The organism is Pantoea sp. CTOTU46764 (assembly GCF_031974595.1).
In the GTDB taxonomy this organism is placed as follows: Bacteria; Pseudomonadota; Gammaproteobacteria; order Enterobacterales; family Enterobacteriaceae; genus Pantoea; species Pantoea trifolii.
The window spans coordinates 1-22,893 of sequence record NZ_DALYOQ010000084.1 but is presented as its reverse complement, the minus strand read 5'-3'; the positions used below and the strand labels follow the sequence as shown (position 1 = coordinate 22,893).

The following is a 22,893-nucleotide window of genomic DNA, read 5'->3' as shown; positions in this document are numbered from 1 at the left end:
GAAGATCAGCAGCGTGTTGGACTGCTTCAGGTTACCCGCCAGCTTACGCATTGCCTGGCTCATCATACGGGCGGCCAGACCCATGTGTGAATCGCCGATCTCGCCTTCGATTTCCGCTTTCGGCGTCAGCGCCGCCACGGAGTCGACGATGATGACGTCAACTGCGCCTGAACGCGCCAGCGCATCACAAATCTCCAGCGCTTGCTCACCGGTATCCGGCTGTGAACACAGCAGGTTATCGATATCCACGCCCAGTTTTTTTGCGTATACCGGATCCAGTGCGTGCTCGGCATCGATAAAGGCACAGGTTTTGCCTTTGCGCTGTGCAGAAGCAATAACCTGCAGCGTCAGCGTGGTTTTACCCGAAGACTCCGGTCCGTAAATCTCAACGATACGTCCCATCGGCAAGCCACCCGCGCCCAGCGCGATATCCAGTGACAGTGAGCCGGTAGAGATGGTTTCGACATCCATTGAGCGGTCTTCACCCAAGCGCATGATGGAGCCTTTACCAAATTGCTTCTCAATCTGGCCCAGTGCGGCAGCTAAAGCCTTCTGTTTGTTCTCGTCGATCGCCATTTCCACTCCTAATCATGCTGGGTGAGTCGACATCAAGTATGTCGCTCGTTCTGTTGCCGCTAATTATACTGTATGGTCATACAGTATCAAGTTTAATTTATCATAAATTCATCAAGCAGCGTTTGCAGCGCCCAGACCACTGATTGACGGCGCACCGCATCACGGTCGCCAGCAAAGATCTGGCGCTGCGCTAATACGCGCCCCTCTGGTCCCACAATCGCAAACCACACGGTGCCCACCGGTTTATCGGGCGTACCACCATCTGGACCGGCAATACCGCTGACCGCGATGGCGTATTCCGCCGCCGCTGCTTTTGCCGCACCGGTCGCCATCTCACGCACCGTCTGTTCACTTACGGCGCCATGCTGCTGCAGCGTTGTGTCCTGTACGCCCACCATCTGCTGCTTAGCTTCATTGCTGTAAGTGACGAAACCGCGCTCAAACCAGGCGGAGCTGCCGCTGATATCGGTAAAGACTTTCGCAATCCAGCCACCGGTACAGGATTCCGCTGCGGTCACCGTTGCCTGACGTTTCTTCAACTGCTCGCCAATACGGCGACTTAGCTGCTGTAACTGTTCATCGTTCATCGCCTTCTCCCGTTGTGGCGCTTCACGTTAGCAGTAAATAGTGCGCTGAAAAGCCCTTTTCAACCTTCAGCCATCATTTCTGCGTAGTGGCTTCCAGATACCTCAGCTTATTTTCACTGCAACCATAAACAGACGCGGGAAGGCTAACAAAACCTGGCCGTTGCTGCGTACGGGGTAAGCCGGAATGAGTGCCTGGTGATAATCATGGAGAAATGCTGCCTGCTGGGTTTCATCAAGTCCCGCAAGGAAAGGACGCAGCCCGGTGGCACGCAACCAGGTAATGATGCCCTGCGCATCTGCCATCGGGTGATAATAAGTGGTGCGCCAGATATCAACCTTGCAACCCGCATCGGTCAACAAATCGTAATAATGATCGGTAGTTAGCAGACGTTTGCGATCCGCCGCCTGAGGTGAAATCAGCGTCTGCCACTTTTCATTCGCCGCCACTTCACGCATCAAGCGGTGCGACGGTTCTTCAAGGTTATCGGGCATTTGAATCGCTAACGCGCCATCGATGGCCAATTGATCAACCAGATGTGGCAGCAAGGTGTGATGCTCGGTCAACCACTGCAGCGAGGCATTGGCATAGATGACCTGCTGCGGCTGTTCGGCCTGCCAGCGACGAATATCGGCCTGCTGAAAGTGGCAGGCGGGAAGACGTTCACGCGCCTGTTCTAACATTGCGGCAGAGCTATCAATGCCGGTTATCTGCGCCTCTGGCCAGGCTCGTGCCAGTAGCTCGGTGCTGTTGCCGGGTCCGCAACCAAGATCAGTGGCAAAGCGCACATCACTGAGCGGAATGCGCTCCAATAGCTCACGCGCCGGGCGGGTTCGCTCTGATTCGAATTGGCGATACAGCTGTGGATTCCAGTCTTGCATGGCAATGCTCCTGTCTTGGCTGAGGGGCTAAACACTACCTGTTTTTCTCGCTTTAATAGAAAGAGAAAAGTGCGATATCTCACCTTTTTATCCTCGCTAACTGGTTAGCCTGCGCAGATAGCATTAAGTTAAAACGATGCTTCATTTTTTAACCAAGGAGCTTGTTATGTCTGCACAACCCGCATTGCCCGGCGTATGGTGTCCGTCAGTAACGCCCTTCGACAGCAACAATAATCTGGATATTGATGCGCTTAGCCGCCATTTTTCGCGCCTGAATCAATCAGGCATTGATACCTTGCTGTTGATGGGCAGCATTGGCGAGTTTGCCTCGCTCTCTCAGCAAGAGCGCCTGTTGCTGATCCGCGAGGCGCGCCAACTCTCGCCACTGAGCATGGTGGCAAACGTCTCCAGCACCTGTATTGCGGATATGCTGCAACTGGCGGATGCAGCCTGGCAGAACGGATTTGATGCTGTGATGGTGCTGCCTCCTTACTATTACGGGCAGACACATAAACAGCTGCTGAGCTATTTCAAAGCGCTGGACACACAGCTGGGCGGCAAATGGTTCGCCTACAATTTCCCCGCGCGCACCGGCTGCGATTTAACGCCTGCGCTGGTCGCAGAACTGGCGTCGGAGTTACCCAGCTTTATTGGCATCAAAGACACCATGGATTGTTTGTCGCACAACCGCGCAATGATTGAAGAAACGAAGAAAGTGCGTAGCGATTTCACCGTACTTTCCGGCTATGACGAATATCTGCTGCCCAATCTGCTGGCTGGCGGTTCAGGTGTGATTTCCGGCTTGAACAATATTGTACCGGAGCTGTTTGCCCGTGCGATGCAGGCCTGGCGGGCGGGTGATTTAGCGCAGCTCAGTGAGATTCAGCAACGCATTAATAAACTGATGGCGATTTACACCATTGGCGATGATTTTGTTACCACCATAAAAACGGCCGTTGCACGCCGATTTGATTCAATGCGCAGCTACTCGCGCAATTATGGTGGCGAGCTAACAGCGGAACAGTGCGAGGAAGTGGATCGGTTGCTGAATTGAAACAAGCAGGACGGCGTCGAGCCGTCCTGTGATTAGTTCTTTTTGACGAACTCAGATTTGAGTTTCATCTGACCAAAGCCATCAATCTTGCAATCAATGTTGTGATCGCCTTCGACCAGGCGAATGCTTTTGACTTTGGTACCAATTTTCAGCGTAGAAGAGCTGCCTTTAACCTTGAGATCTTTAACGACAGTTACGCTGTCGCCATCCGCTAGCAGGTTGCCGTTGGCATCGCGCACCACCAAGCCGTCAACTGCATCATCGGCGTTTGCCGTCCAGATGTGGCCGCAAGATGGGCAATTCAGGTTCTCGCCATCTTGCCAGGTGTAATCGGCCTGGCATACAGGACAGGCAGGTAAGGTACTCATAAGCGCTCCTCAGAAGTCGGATGCGGTGAAGATGGCACCGCAAAAGGGGCGCCATCTTATACCCTCACAATTTATATGGACAGCATTAAAACATGCCGCCCTGACGTGCTTTAGCCACGGCTTCACCCAACTGCCACACCGCCATTGCATAGTGGGTGCTGTGGTTGTAGCGCGTAATGGCGTAGAAGTTGGGCAGGCCGTACCAATATTGATAACTGGTGCCGAGATCCAAACGCAGCAAGCTTACCTGAGAGTTACCATCCAGCGATCCCTGTGGCGTTAAACCACTCGCGGCTAAGGTGCTTACCGGGTACTTGGTTTTAAAGCCATTCTCCAACGCTGGAGCCTGACCGCTGGCTGGCACCGCAACGTTTTCACCCGCACGCCAGCCGTGTTCTTTAAAGTAGTTGGCTACGCTGCCAATCGCATCAACCGGATCCCAAAGGTTGATATGACCATCGCCATTAAAATCGACCGCATATTGCTTATATGAGGATGGCATGAACTGTCCATACCCCATCGCACCGGCAAAGGAGCCGCGCAGATCCAGCGGATCGTCTTGCTCTGTGCGCGCCATCAGCAGGAAGGTCTCCAGCTCACCACTGAAGTAAGCTGCACGACGCGGGTAGCTAAATGACAAGGTTGCCAGTGCATCCAGCAAGCGCGTTTTGCCCATTACCCTGCCCCAGCGCGTTTCAACGCCGATAATGCCAACAATGATTTCCGGCGGCACACCGTAAACCTGCTGCGCACGCTGTAGCGCATCCTGATACTGATTCCAGAATGCCACGCCATTCTGCACGTTATCCGGCGTAATAAACTTATTGCGATAGCGAATCCATGCACCGTTTGGTCCGGTTGGCGGCGTGTAGCTCGGCGCTTGCTGATCCATCAGGCGCAGTACGTAATCCAGACGCTTCGCCTGGCCAATCACCGCGTGCAGCTGCTCACGGTTAAAACCGTGTTTTGCCACCATTTGATCAATAAATTGTTCAGCGGCAGGGTTACCCGCAAAATCGCCAAACATCGGTTGAACCGCGTGCGAAGGTTCCAGCAAAAAACCGCCTTTAGGTGCAGGCACAACGGCGGGCTGCTGATGGGATGCAGGCTTACTGCTGCAGGCAGCAAGCAAGGTAATAAGCGGAAGAAGAGCAACCTTAAAACGCATTGGATATCCATAAGCCAGGTGAAACCGTAAGCACTCATGGTAATCGTTCATTGGAGTGACATACAGAGCAATATCTTAAAATTTAACCGTTTCCCGCCTGTTTCAGCCGGTTACAACGTGAATTTGCGAAACGGCTCCACACTTTGCCTTTTTCATTAAATTTTGCTTTTTACCGTTTGCAGCAATTTGTTATGGTCGGCAGCCATAAAGCCCTGCTGGCGGATGAAGGTCCGGTGGCAAAAATGGTAATATCCCGCTTTCGTTATCCGTCCACACGATAACGACACTTCCGGGCTGCATTGACCCAGCCTCAGGTAATTAAAAGAATGAACGTTGAGTGAGAATGAGATGAAAGGAGCAGAGCAAATGGACTTTAGTGGCCATACGCCGATGATGCAGCAATACCTGCGCCTGAAGGCCGATCATCCTGACATCCTGCTGTTTTACCGCATGGGCGATTTCTACGAGCTGTTTTACGATGATGCGAAACGCGCTTCACAGCTATTGGAGATATCCCTGACCAAACGCGGCGCTTCTGCCGGTGAACCGATCCCGATGGCGGGTGTCCCTTACCATGCGGTTGAAGGCTATCTGGCGAAACTGGTGCAGCTCGGCGAATCGGTGGCGATCTGTGAGCAGATTGGCGATCCGGCCTTGAGTAAAGGCCCGGTTGAGCGAAAAGTGGTGCGTATCGTTACACCCGGCACCATCAGCGATGAAGCCCTGCTGCAAGAGCGCCAGGATAACTTGCTCGCCGCTATCTTCCAGAGCCAACGTGGTTTTGGTTATGCAACGCTGGACATCAGTTCTGGCCGCTTCCGCCTGAGTGAACCCGGCGATGTGGAGACGATGGCAGCAGAACTGCAGCGCACCAATCCGGCTGAACTACTCTATCCCGAAGATTTCCAGGCCATGACATTGATCGATCAACGCCGTGGCCTGCGTCGCCGTCCGCTGTGGGAATATGAAATCGAGACGGCGCGCCAGCAGCTTAATCTGCAATTTGGCACCCGCGACTTAAGTGGTTTTGGCGTTGAGCAGGCGCATCTGGCGCTGCGCGCTGCAGGATGCCTGCTGCAATATGTCAAAGACACGCAACGTACTTCGCTGCCGCATATTCGCTCGCTGAGCATGGAGCGCCAGCAGGATAGCGTGATCATGGATGCTGCTACGCGCCGCAACCTGGAAATTACGCAGAATCTGGCTGGCGGCATTGAAAACACGCTGGCGGCGATTTTGGATAAAACCGTTACGCCTATGGGCAGCCGTATGCTGAAACGCTGGCTGCACATGCCGCTGCGTGATGTCACAACCATTGCGCGCCGTCAGGAGTCTATTGCCGAGCTGCAATCGCTCAGTCAGGAGCTGCAGCCGGTACTGCGTCAGGTGGGCGATCTTGAGCGTATTCTGGCGCGACTGGCACTGCGCACCGCGCGCCCACGCGATTTGGCACGTATGCGACATGCCTTCCAGCAGTTGCCAGAGTTGAACCAGCAACTGGAAGGCGTTGAAGCTACCCAATTAATTCATCTGCGCTCTCAGATGGGTGAATTTAACGAACTGCGTGAGTTGCTGGAACAGGCAATAATTGAATCGCCGCCGGTGCTGGTACGCGACGGTGGTGTGATCGCCCCGGGATACAACGCTGAACTCGACGAATGGCGTGCGCTGGCCGATGGCGCTACCGATTATCTTGATCGTCTGGAAATTCGTGAACGCGAAAAACTCGGTCTGGATACGCTGAAAGTTGGCTTTAACGCGATTCATGGCTACTACATTCAGGTCAGTCGTGGTCAAAGCCATCTGGTGCCGATTCACTACGTTCGTCGCCAGACGCTGAAGAATGCTGAACGCTATATCATTCCTGAACTGAAAGAGTATGAAGACAAGGTTCTGACGTCGAAAGGTAAAGCGCTGGCGCTGGAAAAAGGCCTTTACGATGAACTCTTTGACCGCCTGCTACCGCATCTTGAAGCCCTGCAAACCAGTGCGGCTGCACTCTCTGAACTGGACGTGTTAGCGAACCTGGCCGAACGCGCCTGGACACTGAACTATTGCCGTCCGGTGCTGCAAGAAAAAGCGGGCATCCGTATTACTGCGGGCCGCCATCCGGTGGTCGAACAAGTATTGAAAGAGCCGTTTATCGCTAACCCGCTTTCACTTTCACCCCAGCGTCGCATGCTGATCATCACCGGCCCCAATATGGGCGGTAAAAGTACCTATATGCGTCAGACAGCGTTGATTGCACTGATGGCGTGGATTGGCAGCTATGTGCCAGCGGAAGAGACCGTCATCGGCCCGATTGATCGCATCTTCACGCGCGTCGGTGCCGCTGATGATCTGGCTTCAGGACGCTCAACCTTTATGGTGGAGATGACGGAAACCGCCAACATCCTGCATAACGCCACCGAAAACAGTCTGGTACTGATGGATGAAATCGGACGCGGCACCTCAACTTATGATGGTTTGTCGCTGGCATGGGCCTGCGCTGAAAGTCTGGCGAACCGCATTAAAGCCATGACGCTGTTCGCCACCCACTATTTCGAACTGACCACGCTGCCAGAAAAAATGGAAGGCGTCGTGAATGTGCATTTGGATGCGGTCGAACACGGCGACACCATCGCCTTTATGCACAGCGTGCAGGATGGCGCTGCGAGCAAAAGTTATGGTCTCGCGGTGGCGGCGCTGGCGGGCGTGCCGAAGGAAGTGATTAAGCGCGCACGTAACAAACTGAAGGAGCTGGAAGCGTTATCTGGCAGCTCTGCCGCATCCACGGTGGAAGGTTCGCAAATGCAGTTGCTGGTGGCGGAAACCTCACCGGCGGTTGATGCTCTTGAGGCACTGGACCCTGACAGCTTAACGCCGAAGCAAGCGCTGGAGTGGATTTATCGCTTGAAAACGCTGGTGTAGTTATTCGCCCGCCCAGAAGCAACGTTCTGTGCGGGCTATTTTTTCTGTCTGACAATTCCCTGGTGTTAAGCAATATCAGCAGGCTCATCCCAATCAACTCGCCCCGCTTTAAATCACGCTATATCCCCCATCAATCACTAAATTCTCACCATTGACCATGGCCGCTTCATTGCTGCTGAGATACAGCACTGTGCTCGCGACTTCGTCTGGCGTGGCAAAACGTCGCGAAGGAATTTTTGATTTCATTTGCTCGGCTCGCTCCCCATGCCAGTAACGCTTACCTAATTCCGTCTCAACTACCGTAGGTGAAATGGCATTGGCGGTAATGCCAAACGGCCCCAACTCTGCTGCCAACACGCGCGTAAAAGAAACCATGCCTGATTTGCTGGTGCAGTATGCCGCGTGCTCATTGAGCGCAATGACGCTGGCCTGTGAGGCGATATTAATCAAGCGGCCAAAACCTTGTGCCTTCATACAGCGGGCACAATGCTGAGCGAGGAAGAATGGCGTGGTCATGTTAATCAACATCGTGGTATTCCAGCTGGCGAGTTGCACTTCGCCGACGCCTTCCAGCATGCCAATACCGGCGTTATTGACCAGAATATCGATACGGCCAAAATCCTGATGGATTTGCTCTACCAGCTCGCCAAGCGCCTCGACGTTAGCCAGATCGAAAACGTAACCTCGCGCAGGATTGTCCATCTCGTTGGCAACCGATTTGACCTCTTCTGCGCGATCAACCATCGCGACTTGCGCGCCGGCAGAACTTAAACAGCGAGCAATAGCGTAGCCAATTCCCGATGCGGCGCCGGTGACAATGGCGACTTTATTTTGCAGTGAAAATAGTGTTGTCATGTTGCTATCCTTTTCATTGAGGGTATTTATTCGGATTCGGTAGCTGTTGTCTTCAACGGTACGTTACGCTCTAACTTTGGTTGGGGATTACGAATAAAGAATGTCATCACGCCGCCGGCAAAATAGAGCAGAGAGAAAGTAATAATCACGTGCTTGATTTCAAATGACAGACCGAACATCAGTGCAGCAACCGCCGGACCAATGAGATTGCCGAAACCACCGCCCAGATTTTGAACCGAGACAGCCGCACCTTTATGTTGCGGCGCCAGCATCGGGAATATCGCCCCCATCGGCACAAAGGATGTGAGTGTTAAAGCTAATAACAGCGCGCAGATGATGGCCAACGCCAGATTGCCTGGGAAAAGCGAGGGCAAATAATAGAAAGCGGCAGTGGTAATCGTGCACCCGAAGAAGCCAAACCAGCGCATTTGAAAAATCCAGCCAATGCGATCGCCAATAATGCCCCAAAGTACATTGGTTAAAGGTTGCACGAGGAAAAACGCGCCCCAGATAGTCGCCCACTCTTTAGTAGAAAAATCTAATTCACGGGTAAAATAAATCGGCATAAACACCGGCAAACCAAATAATGCCACATTACATAAGATGCGCGTTATCAGTGCAAAGAACATACTGCGATCTTCAAAGATTAAGGTTATTCCACGTGATATTTCACGTAACTTTTCTTTGCGGCTAACGCCTTCGCTATTTAGATTTTCTTCACTCTGATTTTTAACCGTAAGGAATATAATCACGCCACCCACCGCAGCAAATAGCAGTGAAAGCCAAAGCGTATTAATGAAGCCAATTTCAGGTACCAGAAGGCCAGAAAGGAAGGAAGCCGTGATGCCATAACCAATGGTAAACATCGACCATATCCAGCCGGTAGCAGAGGCAAGGCGATGCTCAGGCGTACGCTGCACCACTAATACGTAGAAGCCATAAAAGAACAGCGGATAAGCGAAGCCACGCAACGTGTAACTGACCAGCATCCAGATAAAGTTATTTTCACTCACGCCAAAGTAAACAAATACGGCATGTAGCACCATCCACCAAATAGCGCCGGTGAGCATGATTTTCTTAGGACCATAAATTTCACTGACCGCGCCAGAAAGCCAACTTGAGACCGCAGCAGTTAATGCATAAACGGTGAAAACTAATGAAACTTGTTTTTCTCCATAGCCGAGATCGTAGAGATATCGTGAAAGATGAGCCAACTCAATGCCATCACCGGTCATGAAGATGGCCATCGCAATATATCCCCAAAGAAGAGATATTGGCATTCCGAAAACCACTCTGGAGTATGGTGACTTTGTACTGCTGCTTTGCACACTCATTGTTCTTCTCACTCCCTTTTAACTATTCATTACCTGAATATCCTGGTGATACAGCGAGCAAGAAAATGGCATAGCATCGAGCTAAAAACTTTTATGGGAGTGACACAAATAAAGAAATAATGGCAATATTGCAAAGAAAGTCGTGCGCAGCATTACAATTTATTAAATGAGAGCAAGATAAAAAACGCATTTATTAGATGTATAATTAACAACTACTGGTTTTAATTTACGCTTATTTAGGTGAGGATTTAAGCGATAGCGTTACAAGCTTTTATTTCGATGAAGTAAAGAAGCCCTGTCTTTATATTTTATACCAATAAAAAAAGCGGTGGTTTTCACCACCGCTTCTTGTGTTACCCACGTATTCTGTTATTCACGAAACAGTGCTTCGATGTTCAAACCTTGTGTCTGCAGAATCTCACGCAGACGACGCAATCCTTCCACCTGAATCTGACGTACGCGTTCACGGGTCAACCCGATTTCACGACCTACATCTTCCAGCGTTGCCGCTTCATAGCCTAACAGGCCGAAACGACGTGCCAGCACTTCACGCTGCTTGGCATTCAGTTCAAACAACCACTTGACGATGCTCTGTTTCATATCATCGTCTTGCGTGGTGTCTTCCGGACCGTTGTCTTTCTCATCGGCCAGGATATCCAGCAGCGCTTTTTCGGAATCGCCACCCAAAGGTGTGTCGACCGAGGTAATGCGCTCATTGAGACGCAGCATACGGCTCACGTCATCAACAGGCTTGTCTAGCTGTTCGGCAATCTCTTCAGCACTTGGCTCATGATCAAGCTTGTGCGAAAGTTCACGCGCGGTACGCAGGTAAACATTCAACTCTTTAACGATGTGGATGGGCAGACGGATGGTACGGGTTTGATTCATGATCGCCCGTTCAATTGTCTGACGAATCCACCACGTGGCGTAAGTTGAGAAACGGAACCCACGTTCTGGGTCAAACTTCTCTACGGCGCGAATCAAGCCGAGATTACCCTCTTCAATCAGATCCAGCAGAGCCAGACCACGATTGCTGTAACGACGGGCAATCTTTACTACCAAGCGTAAGTTACTTTCAATCATGCGGCGACGAGAAGGAATGTCACCCCGCAGTGCACGGCGCGCAAAGAAGACTTCTTCTTCTGCCGTCAGCAGCGGTGAATAACCAATCTCGCCGAGGTAAAGCTGCGTCGCATCCAAAACGCGTTGCGTCGCACCCTGTGACAACAGCTCTTCTTCCGCTATGTCGTTGTTATCACCAGGTTCGTTCTCAACGAGAGCCTTCTCATCAAAAACCTCAGCTCCGTTGTTTTCCTCGAATTCCGCATCTTCATGTAAATCGTTAACTTTCAGCGTATTCTGGTTCATTAGCGGCTCCTACCCGTGATCCAAGGGCAGAACCAAGGTTCTGCCGGATTATCGCTGCGGTAAATAACGCAACGGGTTTACGGATTTCCCCTTGTAACGAATTTCAAAGTGCAATCGTACTGAACTGGTACCGGTGCTACCCATGGTAGCGATTTTTTGCCCCGCCTTAACTTCCTGTTGTTCCCGGACCAGCATAGAGTCGTTGTGGGCGTAGGCGCTCAGGTAGTCATCATTGTGTTTGATGATGATTAAATTACCGTACCCACGGAGCGCGTTGCCTGCGTACACCACTCTTCCCGAAGCTGTGGCGACAACAGGTTGTCCACGCGAACCGGCGATATCGATACCTTTATTTCCGCCTTCCGCAGCGGAGAAGTTATCGATGATCTTCCCATCAGTCGGCCAACGCCAGCTTCCCACTGGAGTTGTGCTATTAGTCGTGCTGCTGACTGTAGGTGGTGCGACAACCGGAGCTGTGGTCGTTGCCACATTATTTGCTCCTTTCGACGGCAGCAATTTGCTACCCGACGAATTACCCGAATCATCAGAATACGTAATAACAGGTTGCTGTGCAACAGGGGTGGATTTAATTTGCGTCTGGCTCGGGGTAACTGGCACGCCGCCCTGAGTTGCATCAGCTACGGTGATAGCGTTTCCACCGGTGATGGTTTGGCCGTTGCCGTTGCCCACCTGCAGCGTTTGCCCGGCATTCAAGCCATACGGGGCTGCGATGTTGTTACGCTGTGCCAAATCGCGGAAATCGTTGCCGGTAATCCAGGCAATATAGAACAAGGTATCGCCACGCTTTACGGTATAGGTTTCACCGCCGTAACTACCTTTAGGAATATTCCCATAATTGCGATTGTACACGATGCGACCATTTTCTGTGGCCACATTGTTATTGTCACTTACCATTCCACCTGACGGTTGCGCTGATGGTGTGCCGCCACTTAACATTCCGCCACGCGGCATCGCAGGCACAGCGCTATTTTGCGAAGAGATCATGCCGCCACTTGGGGCTGAAGCTATACCGCTATCGCCGCTGTTACCACCAATCTGGCTAATGGGTGCCTGTGTATTATCGCCAGAACTACAGCCCGCCAGCCAAAAACCTACCAAAGAAAGTGCCGCCAAACGGCGTAATTGAAATGCTGTGCTTCCCATGCTCACTGATCCCCCGTGATGGCAACCCTGAATATAAATGTGTAACGGCGTTAACCGCATTATCCACTGCGCGTAACGTTAAAAACGGTTTTTAGCATTGATAAACAAGGATAGTAACAATATCAACTGCGCCGTGCCATGTAACAGTTGTGAAGAATTGCGTAAGGATGGCTCAGGCCAGATCGCCCTGAACCAACGGCACAAAGCGTACGGGCTCGATGATTTCTTCAATTAATTCATCGCCCTGACGACGCAAACGCTTTAACACCTGCTGATCCTCACCAACCGGCAGCACCATTTTGCCGCCGTCACCTAATTGCGCTATCAGCAAAGTCGGAATTTCAGGCGGCGCGGCGGTCACGATAATGGCATCAAACGGGCCACGCGTCGCCCAGCCCTGCCAGCCATCACCATGTCGGGTAGAGATATTGTGCAGATCGAGTTGCTTGAGGCGGCGCTTAGCCTGCCACTGCAAGCCCTTGATGCGTTCGACGGAATAAACATGATTAACCAGATGCGCCAGAATAGCGGTCTGATAGCCAGAACCGGTGCCGATTTCCAGCACGCGCGATTCCGGCGTGAGCTCTAACAAGGCGGTCATGCGCGCCACCATGTAAGGCTGAGAGATAGTCTGGCCGTTGCCAATGGGCAGCGCGACGTTTTCCCAGGCTTTATGTTCAAACGCCTCATCGATAAAACGCTCGCGCGGCACATCGGCAATGGCTTTCAGCAGGTGTTCATCATGAATGCCCTGCGCGCGCAGTTGCTCCAAAAGCGTTTCGATGCGGCGATTCACCATGCGAGTTTTACCTCTGCCTGGATCAGCCAGTCACTTAATACCTCTTGTGCTGCATGCGCGGTCAAATCCACATGCAACGCGGTCAGCGAAACATAGCCCGCATCCACCGCAGCGAAATCGGTATCCGGACCAGCATCCAGCTTTTGCCCCGGCGGGCCAATCCAGTAAAGCGGTTGGCCGCGCGGATCTTCGGTGCAGATAACCTGATCGGCGGGATGACGACTGCCGCAGCGGGTAATGCGGAAACCTTTGATCTCCGCTAACGGCAAATCCGGCACGTTGATATTGAGAATGCGGCCAGTACGCAGCGGAGCTCGCGATAGCGCGCGTAACAGCGTACAGGTGATGGATGCGGCGGTGTCGTAATGCTGATGTCCGTTGAGCGAGACGGCGAGTGCAGGCAAGCCCAGATGGCGCCCTTCCATCGCCGCAGCGACGGTACCGGAGTAAATCACATCGTCGCCAAGATTCGGACCGGCATTAATGCCGGACACCACGATGTCGGGACGCGGCTGCATCAGCTTGTTGACGCCGAGGAACACGCAGTCAGTTGGCGTGCCCATCTGCACCGCGATATCACCATTTTCGTGCGTAAAAGTACGCAGCGGCGTTTCCAGCGTTAACGAATTTGATGCGCCGCTACGATTGCGATCGGGCGCGACAACCTGCACCTCGGCAAACTCACGTAAAGCACGCGCCAGCGTCTGAATACCCGGCGCATGAATTCCATCATCGTTACTCAGCAATATCCGCATCGTTACCTTCTTGTTGGAGAAGCTCACGCACCACGCTGGTGGCAAAACTGCCGGCGGGCAGCCAGAATTGCATCTCCAGCGTCATATCGTCCCACCATTCCCAGCGCAGATCCTTTGGCACCACCAGCATTGCACGACGCGCGGCATCAACGCGCTCGCGCTCAAGCAGTGTAATCAATTCTTCTGCGCCTGCCAGGCTCTGTTGCTCAAAAAGCAGCGCGTCACCTTGTGGACCCGGATCGCCACGACCCGGCAGCGGCGCAGTGATACGCAGTTGGTGATTATCAACGCGCTGCTGTACGTCAGGCAACTCTTCCGCCTGCGCCACAAACCAGCTGCCGCGTCCGGCCAGCTGCACCGCATCGCCCACCTGCACCACGTCCAGAGCGCCATCACGCTGCAAACGCGCGCTGGTCACCTGATTAAACAGATGGCTGCGGGTCGCTGACAACAGCAAACCTTTCATATTGCGATCGCGCGGACGGAATGTCTCCTTCGCCCACTGTTTCGCCTGCGTCAGGTTATTGCCGCCGCGACCAAAGCGCTGCTCACCAAAGTAGTTCGGCACCCCGCGCTGTTGAATCTGCTGCAAACGTGCGTCGACTTCACGGCGATCGGAAATCTGACGCACCACTAAGCGGAACGCATTGCCCGCCAGCGCGCCGGTACGCAGTTTACGCTTGTGGCGAATTATCTGCAGGATCTCAACGCCTTCCAGCTGGAATCCCGCCAGATTCGGCATGCCATTGCCGGGCACACGGAAACAGAGCGTTTGCTCGGTGATCGCATGACGATCTTTCATGCCGGCATAGCTGAGATCGCGCACCGGTACGCCAAGAAATTTGGCAATGGCCTCGGCGACAAAGCGCGTATTGCAGCCAATTTTACGGATGCGCACCAGCAGCTGCTCGCCTTCGCCATCGTAGGGATAGCCGAGATCTTCAATCACCACAAAATCTTCGGGACTGGCTTTGATAACGCCGGTGGCTGCGGGCACGCCGTGCAGGTAATGCAGCTCACTCATGCCTGATCGGCCTTTATCAGTAGCGCCACCGCTTCACAGGCAATGCCTTCGCCACGGCCGGTAAAGCCCAGCTTTTCGGTGGTGGTGGCTTTAACGTTGACGTCGTCCATATGGCAACCGAGATCTTCGGCGATATTGACGCGCATCTGCGGCACATGCGGCAACATTTTCGGTGCCTGCGCAATGATGGTCACATCGACGTTACCGATGCGATAGCCTTTCAGCTGAATACGACGCCAGGCTTCACGCAGTAAACCGCGGCTGTCAGCGCCTTTAAACGCCGGATCGGTATCCGGGAATAATTTGCCGATATCGCCCATCGCCACCGCGCCGAGTAAAGCATCCGTCAACGCATGCAGCGCCACGTCACCATCAGAATGGGCAATAAAACCGTGTTCGAAGGGAATACGCACCCCGCCAATCACTAACGGACCTTCGCCGCCAAAAGCGTGAACGTCAAAACCGTGACCGATACGCATCATGCGCTCTCCTGTAACTGAATCTGGGTAAGGTAGAAGGCCGCCAGCGCCAGATCTTCTGGCCGCGTCACCTTAATATTGTCGCTACGTCCGCTCACCAACGCCGGGTGATAACCGCAATACTCCAGCGCCGACGCTTCATCGGTAATGGTAGCGCCTTCATGGAGTGCGCGCGTCAGGCAAGCGGTGAGCAGCTGATGCGGGAAAAATTGCGGCGTTAACGCGTGCCATAAATCCTCGCGTTCAACGGTGTGGGCAATGGCGGTTTTGCCGGGTTCGGCGCGCTTCATGGTGTCGCGCACCGGCGCGGCCAGAATACCGCCAACCTTGCTGTATTCACGTACCGCTAACAGGCGTGCTAAATCGTCCGGATGCAGGCAAGGACGCGCGGCGTCATGCACCAGCACCCATTCGCTGTGTTGAATAGCGTTTAAACCCGCCAGCACCGATTCGGCGCGCGTGTCGCCACCGGTCACTCTGAGAATGCGGGAATCCTGCGCCAGCGGCAGTGAATCGAACCAGCCATCATCATTACTGACCGGCACAATTACCTGTTTTACCGCAGGATGTGCCAGCAGACGTGCGACGCTGTGTTCAAGAAGGGTGAATTGACCAATGGTCAGATACTGTTTTGGGCAGGCAGCCTGCATACGGCTGCCCACACCTGCGGCGGGCACCACGGCAATCACATCCGCAAGGATCGGGCGCTTGTTCATGGCTTATCGTTGTTGATTTTGCGCAGCTTGTTGCGCGTTACGTTTGTTCTGGTCTGGCACCAGACGATAGAAAGTCTCACCGGGCTTAATCATGCCCAGTTCATTACGTGCGCGTTCTTCGATCGCTTCAGAGCCGCCATTGAGATCGTCAATTTCGGCGAATAGCTGATCGTTACGCGCTTTAAGCTTGGCGTTATTCGCCTGTTGTGACGCGACGTCTTCGTTGACGCGCGTATAGTCATGAATACCGTTCTTACCCAGCCACAGGGAATATTGAAGCCATCCCAGCAGCACGAGTAGCAGTAACGTCAGTTTTCCCATCCCCGCCCCCTGAAAAACGGCCCAATCATCCCATAACTTGACGCTGGACTCCACAGCGGCGGCGAAAATGCCGCGCACGGGCGTTTAGCCGGACAAATAATGCCAGAGTAGGAGGCGAGACGGCAGGTAAAGTTTTGTAACCTGCCGATGCGTTTGCACATCAGCTGGGCGTTACCAACCGGAGAGAAATGAGAACAGCAGCCAGAACAGGCATATCACCACCATCGCCGTGGCGATACCGCTCCAGAACAAGTGGGTGCGGATCATCAGGCTGAGCACGATGCCAATCAGCACCGAAACCGGCAGCAGCGCGAGGAAGAATGGCCAGGTGTAGAGGAAGAAGAACAGCGTGTTGGAGCCGTAGAGCATGAACGGAATCGCCAGCGCGCACCAGTACGAGAGAAAGCCAAACACGCCGCCCGGCAGTGACGAGCGAGGCTCATCCGGGGTGCGTTCATCTTTACGGGCTAGCATGGGCGTTACGTTCTGCATAGAGATCCTGTTGACGCTAAGCGCGGGAAACCCAGAGGGATTTGCCGCTGTCGGTTCAGGATCTGATGATATCGCGGTGACGCAGCAGGTCTAACAATTGGCCGGCGAGTTTTGTAACCAATTGTTCGCCATCAAGGTGGATTTCCGGGGCGTCTGGCGCCTCGTAAACGCTGTCGATGCCGGTGAAATTTCGCAGCTCACCGGCACGGGCTTTTTTGTACAAACCTTTGGGATCGCGCGCTTCGCACACCGCCAACGGCGTATCGACAAACACTTCGATAAACTGCCCTTCCGCGAGCAGATCCCGCACCATGTTGCGTTCCGCACGATGCGGCGAGATAAAGGCGGTCAACACCACTAAACCGGCATCGACCATCAGTTTCGCCACTTCGCCGACGCGGCGAATGTTCTCTTTACGATCGTCATCGCTGAAGCCGAGGTCACGGCACAGGCCGTGACGCACGTTGTCGCCATCCAGCAGATAGGTATTCACCCCCGCCCGATGCAGCACCTGCTCCAGCGCGCCGGCCACGGTAGATTTCCCCGAGCCGGACAGCCCGGTGAACCACAGCACCACGCCTTGATGGCCGTGCTGCTGTTCGCGCTCCTCGCGCGTTACCGGATGATCGTGCCACACCACGTTTTCATCGTGCTGCGCCATTACTTGCCACCCAGCAGATCGCGCGCATTCCAGTGTGGGAAGTGACGACGCACCAGCGCGTTCAGTTCCAGCTCGAAATCGCTGAACTGGCCCGCTTGCGCACGCACATCGGTCAGCGGCTGATTGATCATGCCCGCGCCAACCGTCACGTTGCTCAGGCGATCGATAAAGATCATGCCGCCGGTCACCGGATTCTGGCGATAAGCGTCCAGCACCATCGGTTCGTCAAAGGTCAGTTCCACCAGACCAATGCCGTTAAGCGGCAGGCTATCCACCGTGCGCTTCTCCAGCGAGTTGATCTCCACTTGATGGATCACTTTCTCCACGCGCGCGCGGGTTTTCTTACCGGCGATCTTCACTTCGTAACTTTGGCCCGGCTGCAGTGGCTGTTCCGCCATCCACACCACGTCGACGTTGGCGGATTGCACCGCCTGCAGTTCAGCTTCCGCAGCCACCAGCAGATCGCCACGGCTGATGTCGATCTCATCTTTCAGCACCAGCGTAATTGCTTCACCGGCACCCGCTTCAGGCAGGTCGCCATCAAAGGTGACGATGCGCGAAACGGTGGACTCCACGCCTGAAGGCAGCACTTTCACGCGTTGACCGACTTTCACCACGCCCGAAGCCAGCGTACCGGCATAACCACGGAAATCGAGATTCGGACGGTTGACATACTGCACCGGGAAACGCATCGGCTGATGATCCACCACGCGGTTCAGTTCAACGGTTTCTAATACGTCGAGCAGCGTTGGGCCGCTGTACCACGGCATGGTGACACTTGGCGTTGCAACGTTATCGCCTTCCAGCGCCGACATCGGCACAAAGCGAATATCGAGATCTTCCGGCAGCTGCGCGGCGAAATCGAGGTAATCCTGTTTGATCTGCTCAAAGGTCTCTTGCTTGTACTCGACCAGATCCATCTTGTTGATGGCGACCACCAGATGCTTGATGCCCAGCAGCGTGGAGATAAAGCTGTGACGACGCGTCTGATCCAGCACGCCTTTACGCGCATCGATCAGCAGGATCGCCAAATCGCAGGTCGATGCACCGGTCGCCATGTTGCGGGTGTACTGCTCGTGTCCCGGTGTGTCGGCAATAATGAATTTGCGCTTTTCGGTCGAGAAGTAGCGATACGCCACATCGATAGTGATGCCCTGCTCACGTTCGGCCTGCAAGCCATCAACCAGCAATGCCAGATCCAGCTTCTCGCCTTGGGTGCCGTGACGTTTGCTGTCGTTGTGCAGCGAGGAGAGCTGATCTTCATAAATTTGACGCGTGTCGTGCAGCAGGCGACCAATCAAGGTACTTTTGCCGTCGTCGACGCTACCGCAGGTCAGGAAACGCAGCAGGCTTTTATGTTGTTGCGCGGTCAGCCAGGCTTCTACGCCGCCCTGATCGGCAATCTGTTGTGCAATAACGGTATTCATCTGCGTCTCCTTAGAAATAACCCTGACGTTTTTTCATTTCCATCGAACCGGCCTGGTCGCGGTCAATCACGCGTCCCTGGCGTTCACTGGTGGTGGAGACCAGCATCTCTTCAATAATTTCCGGCAGCGTCTGCGCTTCTGATTCCACCGCGCCGGTCAGCGGCCAGCAGCCGAGCGTACGGAAACGCACCATGCGCTGCTTGATCACTTCGCCTGGCTGCAGATCGATACGGTCGTCATCGATCATCATCAGCATGCCATCACGCTCCAGCACCGGACGCGGCGCGGCGAGGTAGAGCGGTACGATCTCGATATTCTCGAGGAAGATGTACTGCCAGATATCCAGCTCGGTCCAATTGGAGAGCGGGAACACGCGGATGCTTTCGCCTTTGTTAATCTGGCCGTTGTAGTTGTGCCACAGCTCAGGACGCTGATTTTTCGGGTCCCAGCGATGGAAGCGATCGCGGAAGGAGTAGATACGCTCTTTCGCACGCGATTTCTCTTCATCACGACGCGCGCCGCCAAATGCCGCATCAAAGCCGTATTTGTTCAGCGCCTGCTTCAGGCCTTCGGTTTTCATGATGTCGGTGTGTTTGGCGCTGCCGTGGACGAACGGATTGATGCCCATCGCTACGCCTTCCGGGTTGCGATGCACCAGCAGTTCCGCGCCCATCGCTTTCACGGTGCGATCGCGGAACTCGTACATTTCACGGAATTTCCAGCCGGTATCAACATGCAGCAGCGGAAACGGCAGCGTGCCCGGATAGAAGGCTTTACGCGCCAGATGCAGCATTACCGAGGAGTCTTTACCGATGGAGTACATCATCACCGGATTGCTGAACTCGGCCGCCACCTCGCGGATGATATGGATACTCTCTGCCTCCAGCTGGCGCAGATGAGTAAGTCGATTTTGGTCCATAATTTTTCCTCAAGCCAAATTGACAACGGCGGACTCGCGAGCCCCCTGTTGTGCCGAATGTTGGAACCAGGCCAATTGCCCGTGCAAATTTACGACTTCGCCAATCACTAACAGTGCTGGCGTGGGCGCGGCCGCAGCCAGCGCCTCCAGTTGATCTAATGTGCCGGTCAGCACCTGCTGATCCTGACGCGTGCCGCGCCCAATCACCGCCACCGGCGTGGAGGCGGCACGGCCATGTTCGATAAGCCCGGCAGCGATTTCCGCCGCTTTCACCGTGCCCATATAAATCGCTAAGGTTTGACGTGCGCGCGCCAGCGACGGCCAATCGATGCCATCGCCATCCGCGCGGCAGTGACCGGTAATAAATAGCACGCTCTGCGCGTGGTCGCGATGGGTCAGCGGAATACCGGCATAGGCGGTTGCGCCTGCTGCAGCGGTGATGCCCGGCACCACCTGGAACGGAATGCCCGCCGCCTGCGCCGCCTGCAACTCTTCGCCGCCGCGACCAAAAATAAACGGATCGCCGCCTTTCAGGCGCACCACGCGTTTACCCTGTTGCGCCAGCGTCACCAGCATCTGATTGGTCTCTTCCTGCGGCACCGAATGCGCACCGGCGCGTTTGCCGACGCAGATGCGGTCGGCATCGCGACGCACCAGCTCAAGCACTTCGTCGCTGACCAGATGGTCATACAGCACCACATCGGCCAGCTGCATCACCTGCAAGCCACGCAGCGTCAGCAAACCGCTGTCGCCCGGACCGGCGCCCACCAGCGTGATTTCGCCCTGATTGTCGCTGTCGTTCTCCAGTTCGTGATCCAGCGTGCGCCGCGCTTCATTGACGTTGCCCGCCGCCATCTGGCTGGCGAACAGACCGTTAAAGGCGCGCTCCCAGAAACGACGGCGTTCAGACATGCGGTGATAGCGCTGCTTCACCTTGTCGCGCCACTGCCCGGCCACTTCAGCCATCTGTCCGAGATTGGCCGGCAGTAAAGCTTCAATTTTCTCACGCAGCAGACGCGCTAACACCGGCGCGGTGCCGCTGGAGGAGATCGCTACCACCAGCGGTGAGCGATCGACAATCGACGGGAAGATAAAGCTGCACTTCGGCTGATCGTCCACCACGTTAACCAGCTTGTGGCGCGCGTTGGCGGCATCGAACACCTGCGCGTTAAGCGCGTTGTCATCGGTAGCGGCAATCACAAGGAACACGCCATCCAGCTGCGCCGGATCGAAGCGCTGGGCGATCCATTCAATCGCCTCAATTTCCAGCAGCGCCTGCAGCTCATGACCGAGTTCGCGCGCGGCGACCAGCACGCGCGCACCGGCACGCCGCAGCAGTTCTATTTTGCGCGCAGCGATTTCGCCACCGCCAACAACCAGCACCGGACGGTTTTTGAGATCGGCAAAGAGAGGCAGATAATCCACGTTAACCTTGCTAGTTTTACAATAAGTTAACGCGACTATACGTCCCGCCCTTCGGACAGATGAAATTACGAATTGGAATGAGTAGTTACCGAATGGAATAACGACCCAGGATTGCTGATAACATTTTGTGCTTAACAAATGATATTGCTGGTGTTTCGGAGCAAATCAAATTGTGCAAGCGTCGTCACAGTTTCATACTATCCCGGAATTTTTTTAGCATCACTGGATGTCAGAAAAGGACTATCACTATGTTTGCCACTCTCCGCCGCTGCGTGCTGGCAGCACTGCTTGCGGGCGGTTTGCCTTTCTTCGCTCAGGCTGCGAGCACTTCCACCGCGCCGGGGCATTTTGCCGAACAGCAGTTACGCCATATCGCCACCTATTTCCCCGGCCGCATGAGCGGCAGTCCAGCCGAGTTGCTGACTGCCGATTATCTGCAGCAGCAGTTCAGCCAGCTGGGATATCAGAGTAATACCCGCCAGTTCAAAACCAGCTATAACTGGCTGGAGAAAAAGGGCGAGAGCCGCACGCACAAAGTCACGGCCACCTCGGTGATTGCCGCGCGTGCCGGTGAAGTGCCGCAGGAGATCCTGATCGTTACGCATCTGGATACCTGGACACCGCTCAGCCGCCATGAAGCGGATAACAATCTCGGCGGCCTGCGTTTGCAGGGCGTGGACGACAATGCGTCCGGGCTGGGCGTGATGCTGGAGTTGGCACAGGCGCTCAGCAAGACGCCGCTGCACTACGGCGTGCGCTTCGTGGCGCTGAGCGCCGGTGAAGCCGGTTTGCACGGCATGGATGATTATCTGGCGCGCATGAGCGTGCAAGAGAAGAAGAACACGCTGCTGGTGATCGATCTGAATAGCCTGATCGTCGGCGATCATCTCTACTTTAATAGCGGCATCAATACGCCATCAGCGGTACGCAAGCAGACCAGCGCGCGCGCCGTGCAGCTGGCGCACCGTTACGGCATCTCCGCTGCCAGCCACGCGATGACCGCACGCGATTATCCCGGCGTGAACCCGTTCGATAAAGCCGGCATGCCATTGCTGGATGTCACCGCCGCCAACTGGGCGCTGGGCAACAAAGATGGGCAGCAACAGCGCACGCGCTCCAGCCATTTCCCGGCAGGCAACGTGCGCCATCAAACCGAGCGCGATAACCTCAACTATCTCGATCACTGGCTGCCAGGCCGCATCACGCAACGCACGCGTGACAGCGTGAAGATTCTGCTGCCGCTGCTAACCGAGCTCGCTAATCCGACAACCTGAGGATTCACTATGTACGTGGTATATCTGAACTATTTTCGTCCGGTAGAAGAAGTGGAAGCGTTACTCGACCCACATGTTGCGTGGCTTAACCGCTACTTTGACAGCGGCGTATTTATTGCGGCGGGACGTAAAGATCCGCGCACCGGCGGCGTGCTGCTGGTGAAGGATATTGATCGTGCGCGGCTGGACACCATTCTGGCGGAAGATCCGTTTGTGGCAGTGGCGCATTACGAAGTTACGAAAGTGAATGTGACGCGTGCGGCGGAAGAGTTTGCGGTGTTAAAAGGGATTTGATTGTGCTGGTAGTCCCCCATCCCGGCCTTCCCCCGCTTGCGGGG

Annotated in this window: 24 protein-coding genes; 4 read left to right on the top strand and 20 right to left on the bottom strand. The window is 54.6% G+C overall.

Translation table 11 applies throughout. From position 1 onward, the window contains the following. The 3 genes from recA to tam all read right to left on the bottom strand — a co-directional run. Positions 1 to 576, bottom strand: a 576-nt coding sequence (gene recA, locus RTM06_RS20495; RefSeq protein ID WP_312184536.1) for a recombinase RecA, incomplete at its 3' end; no start/stop codon positions are given. Positions 577 to 668: 92 nt separating this feature from the next. Further along, on the bottom strand, positions 669 to 1,163 hold the full coding sequence (gene pncC, locus RTM06_RS20490) for a nicotinamide-nucleotide amidase (RefSeq protein ID WP_265299432.1): 495 nt from the start codon (positions 1,161 to 1,163) through the stop codon (positions 669 to 671). 102 nt (positions 1,164 to 1,265) lie between these two features. Further along, a complete protein-coding gene (tam, locus tag RTM06_RS20485; RefSeq protein ID WP_312184535.1) occupies positions 1,266 to 2,042 on the bottom strand; it encodes a trans-aconitate 2-methyltransferase in 777 nt (258 codons plus the stop codon). A gap of 166 nt (positions 2,043 to 2,208) precedes the next feature. On the opposite strand from tam, the gene RTM06_RS20480 reads away from it, so the two are divergent. After that, on the top strand, positions 2,209 to 3,096 hold the full coding sequence (locus RTM06_RS20480) for a dihydrodipicolinate synthase family protein (RefSeq protein WP_312184534.1): 888 nt from the start codon (positions 2,209 to 2,211) through the stop codon (positions 3,094 to 3,096). 32 nt (positions 3,097 to 3,128) lie between these two features. Here the strand turns inward: RTM06_RS20480 and RTM06_RS20475 are convergent, their stop codons facing one another. Together RTM06_RS20475 and mltB are read right to left on the bottom strand one after the other, a co-directional pair. Beyond that, a complete protein-coding gene (locus tag RTM06_RS20475; protein WP_256697208.1) occupies positions 3,129 to 3,464 on the bottom strand; it encodes a zinc ribbon domain-containing protein YjdM in 336 nt (111 codons plus the stop codon). A gap of 85 nt (positions 3,465 to 3,549) precedes the next feature. Beyond that, a complete protein-coding gene (gene mltB, locus RTM06_RS20470; RefSeq protein WP_154192294.1) occupies positions 3,550 to 4,632 on the bottom strand; it encodes a lytic murein transglycosylase B in 1,083 nt (360 codons plus the stop codon). 366 nt (positions 4,633 to 4,998) lie between these two features. On the opposite strand from mltB, the gene mutS reads away from it, so the two are divergent. Next, complete coding sequence (gene mutS, locus RTM06_RS20465) at positions 4,999 to 7,542, top strand: DNA mismatch repair protein MutS (protein WP_312184533.1); 2,544 nt, start codon at positions 4,999 to 5,001, stop codon at positions 7,540 to 7,542. A 108-nt stretch (positions 7,543 to 7,650) separates the two neighbouring features. Here mutS and RTM06_RS20460 read toward each other — a convergent pair whose 3' ends face one another. The 15 genes from RTM06_RS20460 to cysG all read right to left on the bottom strand — a co-directional run bounded on the left by RTM06_RS20460 (position 7,651) and on the right by cysG (position 21,281). Next, positions 7,651 to 8,397, bottom strand: a complete 747-nt coding sequence (locus tag RTM06_RS20460) for a GolD/DthD family dehydrogenase (RefSeq protein WP_312184532.1) — start codon at positions 8,395 to 8,397, stop codon at positions 7,651 to 7,653. A 26-nt stretch (positions 8,398 to 8,423) separates the two neighbouring features. Then, positions 8,424 to 9,731, bottom strand: coding sequence for an MFS transporter (locus RTM06_RS20455; protein WP_312184531.1), 1,308 nt, complete (start codon positions 9,729 to 9,731; stop codon positions 8,424 to 8,426). Between the two features lie 369 nt (positions 9,732 to 10,100). Continuing rightward, positions 10,101 to 11,099, bottom strand: a complete 999-nt coding sequence (rpoS, locus tag RTM06_RS20450) for an RNA polymerase sigma factor RpoS (protein WP_312184530.1) — start codon at positions 11,097 to 11,099, stop codon at positions 10,101 to 10,103. 48 nt (positions 11,100 to 11,147) lie between these two features. Further along, positions 11,148 to 12,263 (bottom strand): murein hydrolase activator NlpD, encoded by a 1,116-nt coding sequence (gene nlpD / locus RTM06_RS20445; protein ID WP_256697212.1) that lies wholly within the window; start codon positions 12,261 to 12,263, stop codon positions 11,148 to 11,150. Between the two features lie 172 nt (positions 12,264 to 12,435). After that, a complete protein-coding gene (locus RTM06_RS20440; RefSeq protein WP_008104533.1) occupies positions 12,436 to 13,062 on the bottom strand; it encodes a protein-L-isoaspartate(D-aspartate) O-methyltransferase in 627 nt (208 codons plus the stop codon). Continuing rightward, positions 13,056 to 13,817, bottom strand: coding sequence for a 5'/3'-nucleotidase SurE (gene surE / locus RTM06_RS20435; RefSeq protein ID WP_256697214.1), 762 nt, complete (start codon positions 13,815 to 13,817; stop codon positions 13,056 to 13,058). The genes RTM06_RS20440 and surE overlap by 7 nt, the downstream gene beginning before the upstream one ends. Beyond that, complete coding sequence (gene truD, locus RTM06_RS20430; RefSeq protein ID WP_312184529.1) at positions 13,798 to 14,841, bottom strand: tRNA pseudouridine(13) synthase TruD; 1,044 nt, start codon at positions 14,839 to 14,841, stop codon at positions 13,798 to 13,800. Before truD ends, surE begins: the two co-directional genes overlap by 20 nt. Then, entirely contained in the window at positions 14,838 to 15,320 is a 483-nt protein-coding gene (gene ispF, locus RTM06_RS20425) for a 2-C-methyl-D-erythritol 2,4-cyclodiphosphate synthase (RefSeq protein ID WP_061719965.1), read from the bottom strand. Before ispF ends, truD begins: the two co-directional genes overlap by 4 nt. After that, positions 15,320 to 16,036: a 2-C-methyl-D-erythritol 4-phosphate cytidylyltransferase gene (ispD, locus tag RTM06_RS20420; protein WP_061719932.1), complete on the bottom strand. Its 717-nt coding sequence runs from the start codon at positions 16,034 to 16,036 to the stop codon at positions 15,320 to 15,322. Before ispD ends, ispF begins: the two co-directional genes overlap by 1 nt. Positions 16,037 to 16,039: 3 nt before the next feature. Then, complete coding sequence (gene ftsB / locus RTM06_RS20415) at positions 16,040 to 16,357, bottom strand: cell division protein FtsB (RefSeq protein ID WP_007893240.1); 318 nt, start codon at positions 16,355 to 16,357, stop codon at positions 16,040 to 16,042. Between the two features lie 171 nt (positions 16,358 to 16,528). Continuing rightward, positions 16,529 to 16,849 carry a DUF3561 family protein gene (locus tag RTM06_RS20410; RefSeq protein ID WP_008104547.1) on the bottom strand — a complete coding sequence of 107 codons (321 nt, stop codon included), beginning with the start codon at positions 16,847 to 16,849 and terminating at the stop codon, positions 16,529 to 16,531. A 55-nt stretch (positions 16,850 to 16,904) separates the two neighbouring features. Further along, the gene (cysC, locus tag RTM06_RS20405) at positions 16,905 to 17,510 is read right to left on the bottom strand and encodes an adenylyl-sulfate kinase (RefSeq protein WP_154192311.1); all 606 of its coding nucleotides are present in this window, start codon (positions 17,508 to 17,510) and stop codon (positions 16,905 to 16,907) included. Further along, on the bottom strand, positions 17,510 to 18,937 hold the full coding sequence (gene cysN / locus RTM06_RS20400) for a sulfate adenylyltransferase subunit CysN (RefSeq protein ID WP_312184528.1): 1,428 nt from the start codon (positions 18,935 to 18,937) through the stop codon (positions 17,510 to 17,512). Before cysN ends, cysC begins: the two co-directional genes overlap by 1 nt. Positions 18,938 to 18,947: 10 nt before the next feature. Continuing rightward, entirely contained in the window at positions 18,948 to 19,856 is a 909-nt protein-coding gene (gene cysD / locus RTM06_RS20395; RefSeq protein ID WP_007893231.1) for a sulfate adenylyltransferase subunit CysD, read from the bottom strand. Positions 19,857 to 19,865: 9 nt separating this feature from the next. Continuing rightward, on the bottom strand, positions 19,866 to 21,281 hold the full coding sequence (cysG, locus tag RTM06_RS20390; protein ID WP_312184527.1) for a siroheme synthase CysG: 1,416 nt from the start codon (positions 21,279 to 21,281) through the stop codon (positions 19,866 to 19,868). A 248-nt stretch (positions 21,282 to 21,529) separates the two neighbouring features. Here cysG and RTM06_RS20385 point away from each other — a divergent pair, with 248 nt between their 5' ends. Next, positions 21,530 to 22,555, top strand: a complete 1,026-nt coding sequence (locus RTM06_RS20385) for an aminopeptidase (protein ID WP_312184526.1) — start codon at positions 21,530 to 21,532, stop codon at positions 22,553 to 22,555. Positions 22,556 to 22,564: 9 nt separating this feature from the next. After that, positions 22,565 to 22,849, top strand: coding sequence for a YciI family protein (locus RTM06_RS20380; protein ID WP_008104557.1), 285 nt, complete (start codon positions 22,565 to 22,567; stop codon positions 22,847 to 22,849). Positions 22,850 to 22,893: the final 44 nt, after the last annotated feature.

Bases quoted from the DNA above. Each gene is read 5' to 3' on its own strand.
- pncC (WP_265299432.1), bottom strand. From the start codon at position 1,163: ATGAACGATGAACAGTTACAGCAGCTAAGTCGCCGTATTGGCGAGCAG.
- tam (WP_312184535.1), bottom strand. From the start codon at position 2,042: ATGCAAGACTGGAATCCACAGCTGTATCGCCAATTCGAATCAGAGCGA.
- RTM06_RS20480 (WP_312184534.1), top strand. From the start codon at position 2,209: ATGTCTGCACAACCCGCATTGCCCGGCGTATGGTGTCCGTCAGTAACG.
- RTM06_RS20475 (WP_256697208.1), bottom strand. From the start codon at position 3,464: ATGAGTACCTTACCTGCCTGTCCTGTATGCCAGGCCGATTACACCTGG.
- mltB (WP_154192294.1), bottom strand. From the start codon at position 4,632: ATGCGTTTTAAGGTTGCTCTTCTTCCGCTTATTACCTTGCTTGCTGCC.
- mutS (WP_312184533.1), top strand. From the start codon at position 4,999: ATGGACTTTAGTGGCCATACGCCGATGATGCAGCAATACCTGCGCCTG.
- RTM06_RS20460 (WP_312184532.1), bottom strand. From the start codon at position 8,397: ATGACAACACTATTTTCACTGCAAAATAAAGTCGCCATTGTCACCGGC.
- RTM06_RS20455 (WP_312184531.1), bottom strand. From the start codon at position 9,731: ATGAGTGTGCAAAGCAGCAGTACAAAGTCACCATACTCCAGAGTGGTT.
- rpoS (WP_312184530.1), bottom strand. From the start codon at position 11,099: ATGAACCAGAATACGCTGAAAGTTAACGATTTACATGAAGATGCGGAA.
- nlpD (WP_256697212.1), bottom strand. From the start codon at position 12,263: ATGGGAAGCACAGCATTTCAATTACGCCGTTTGGCGGCACTTTCTTTG.
- RTM06_RS20440 (WP_008104533.1), bottom strand. From the start codon at position 13,062: ATGGTGAATCGCCGCATCGAAACGCTTTTGGAGCAACTGCGCGCGCAG.
- surE (WP_256697214.1), bottom strand. From the start codon at position 13,817: ATGCGGATATTGCTGAGTAACGATGATGGAATTCATGCGCCGGGTATT.
- truD (WP_312184529.1), bottom strand. From the start codon at position 14,841: ATGAGTGAGCTGCATTACCTGCACGGCGTGCCCGCAGCCACCGGCGTT.
- ispF (WP_061719965.1), bottom strand. From the start codon at position 15,320: ATGCGTATCGGTCACGGTTTTGACGTTCACGCTTTTGGCGGCGAAGGT.
- ispD (WP_061719932.1), bottom strand. From the start codon at position 16,036: ATGAACAAGCGCCCGATCCTTGCGGATGTGATTGCCGTGGTGCCCGCC.
- ftsB (WP_007893240.1), bottom strand. From the start codon at position 16,357: ATGGGAAAACTGACGTTACTGCTACTCGTGCTGCTGGGATGGCTTCAA.
- RTM06_RS20410 (WP_008104547.1), bottom strand. From the start codon at position 16,849: ATGCAGAACGTAACGCCCATGCTAGCCCGTAAAGATGAACGCACCCCG.
- cysC (WP_154192311.1), bottom strand. From the start codon at position 17,510: ATGGCGCAGCACGATGAAAACGTGGTGTGGCACGATCATCCGGTAACG.
- cysN (WP_312184528.1), bottom strand. From the start codon at position 18,937: ATGAATACCGTTATTGCACAACAGATTGCCGATCAGGGCGGCGTAGAA.
- cysD (WP_007893231.1), bottom strand. From the start codon at position 19,856: ATGGACCAAAATCGACTTACTCATCTGCGCCAGCTGGAGGCAGAGAGT.
- RTM06_RS20385 (WP_312184526.1), top strand. From the start codon at position 21,530: ATGTTTGCCACTCTCCGCCGCTGCGTGCTGGCAGCACTGCTTGCGGGC.
- RTM06_RS20380 (WP_008104557.1), top strand. From the start codon at position 22,565: ATGTACGTGGTATATCTGAACTATTTTCGTCCGGTAGAAGAAGTGGAA.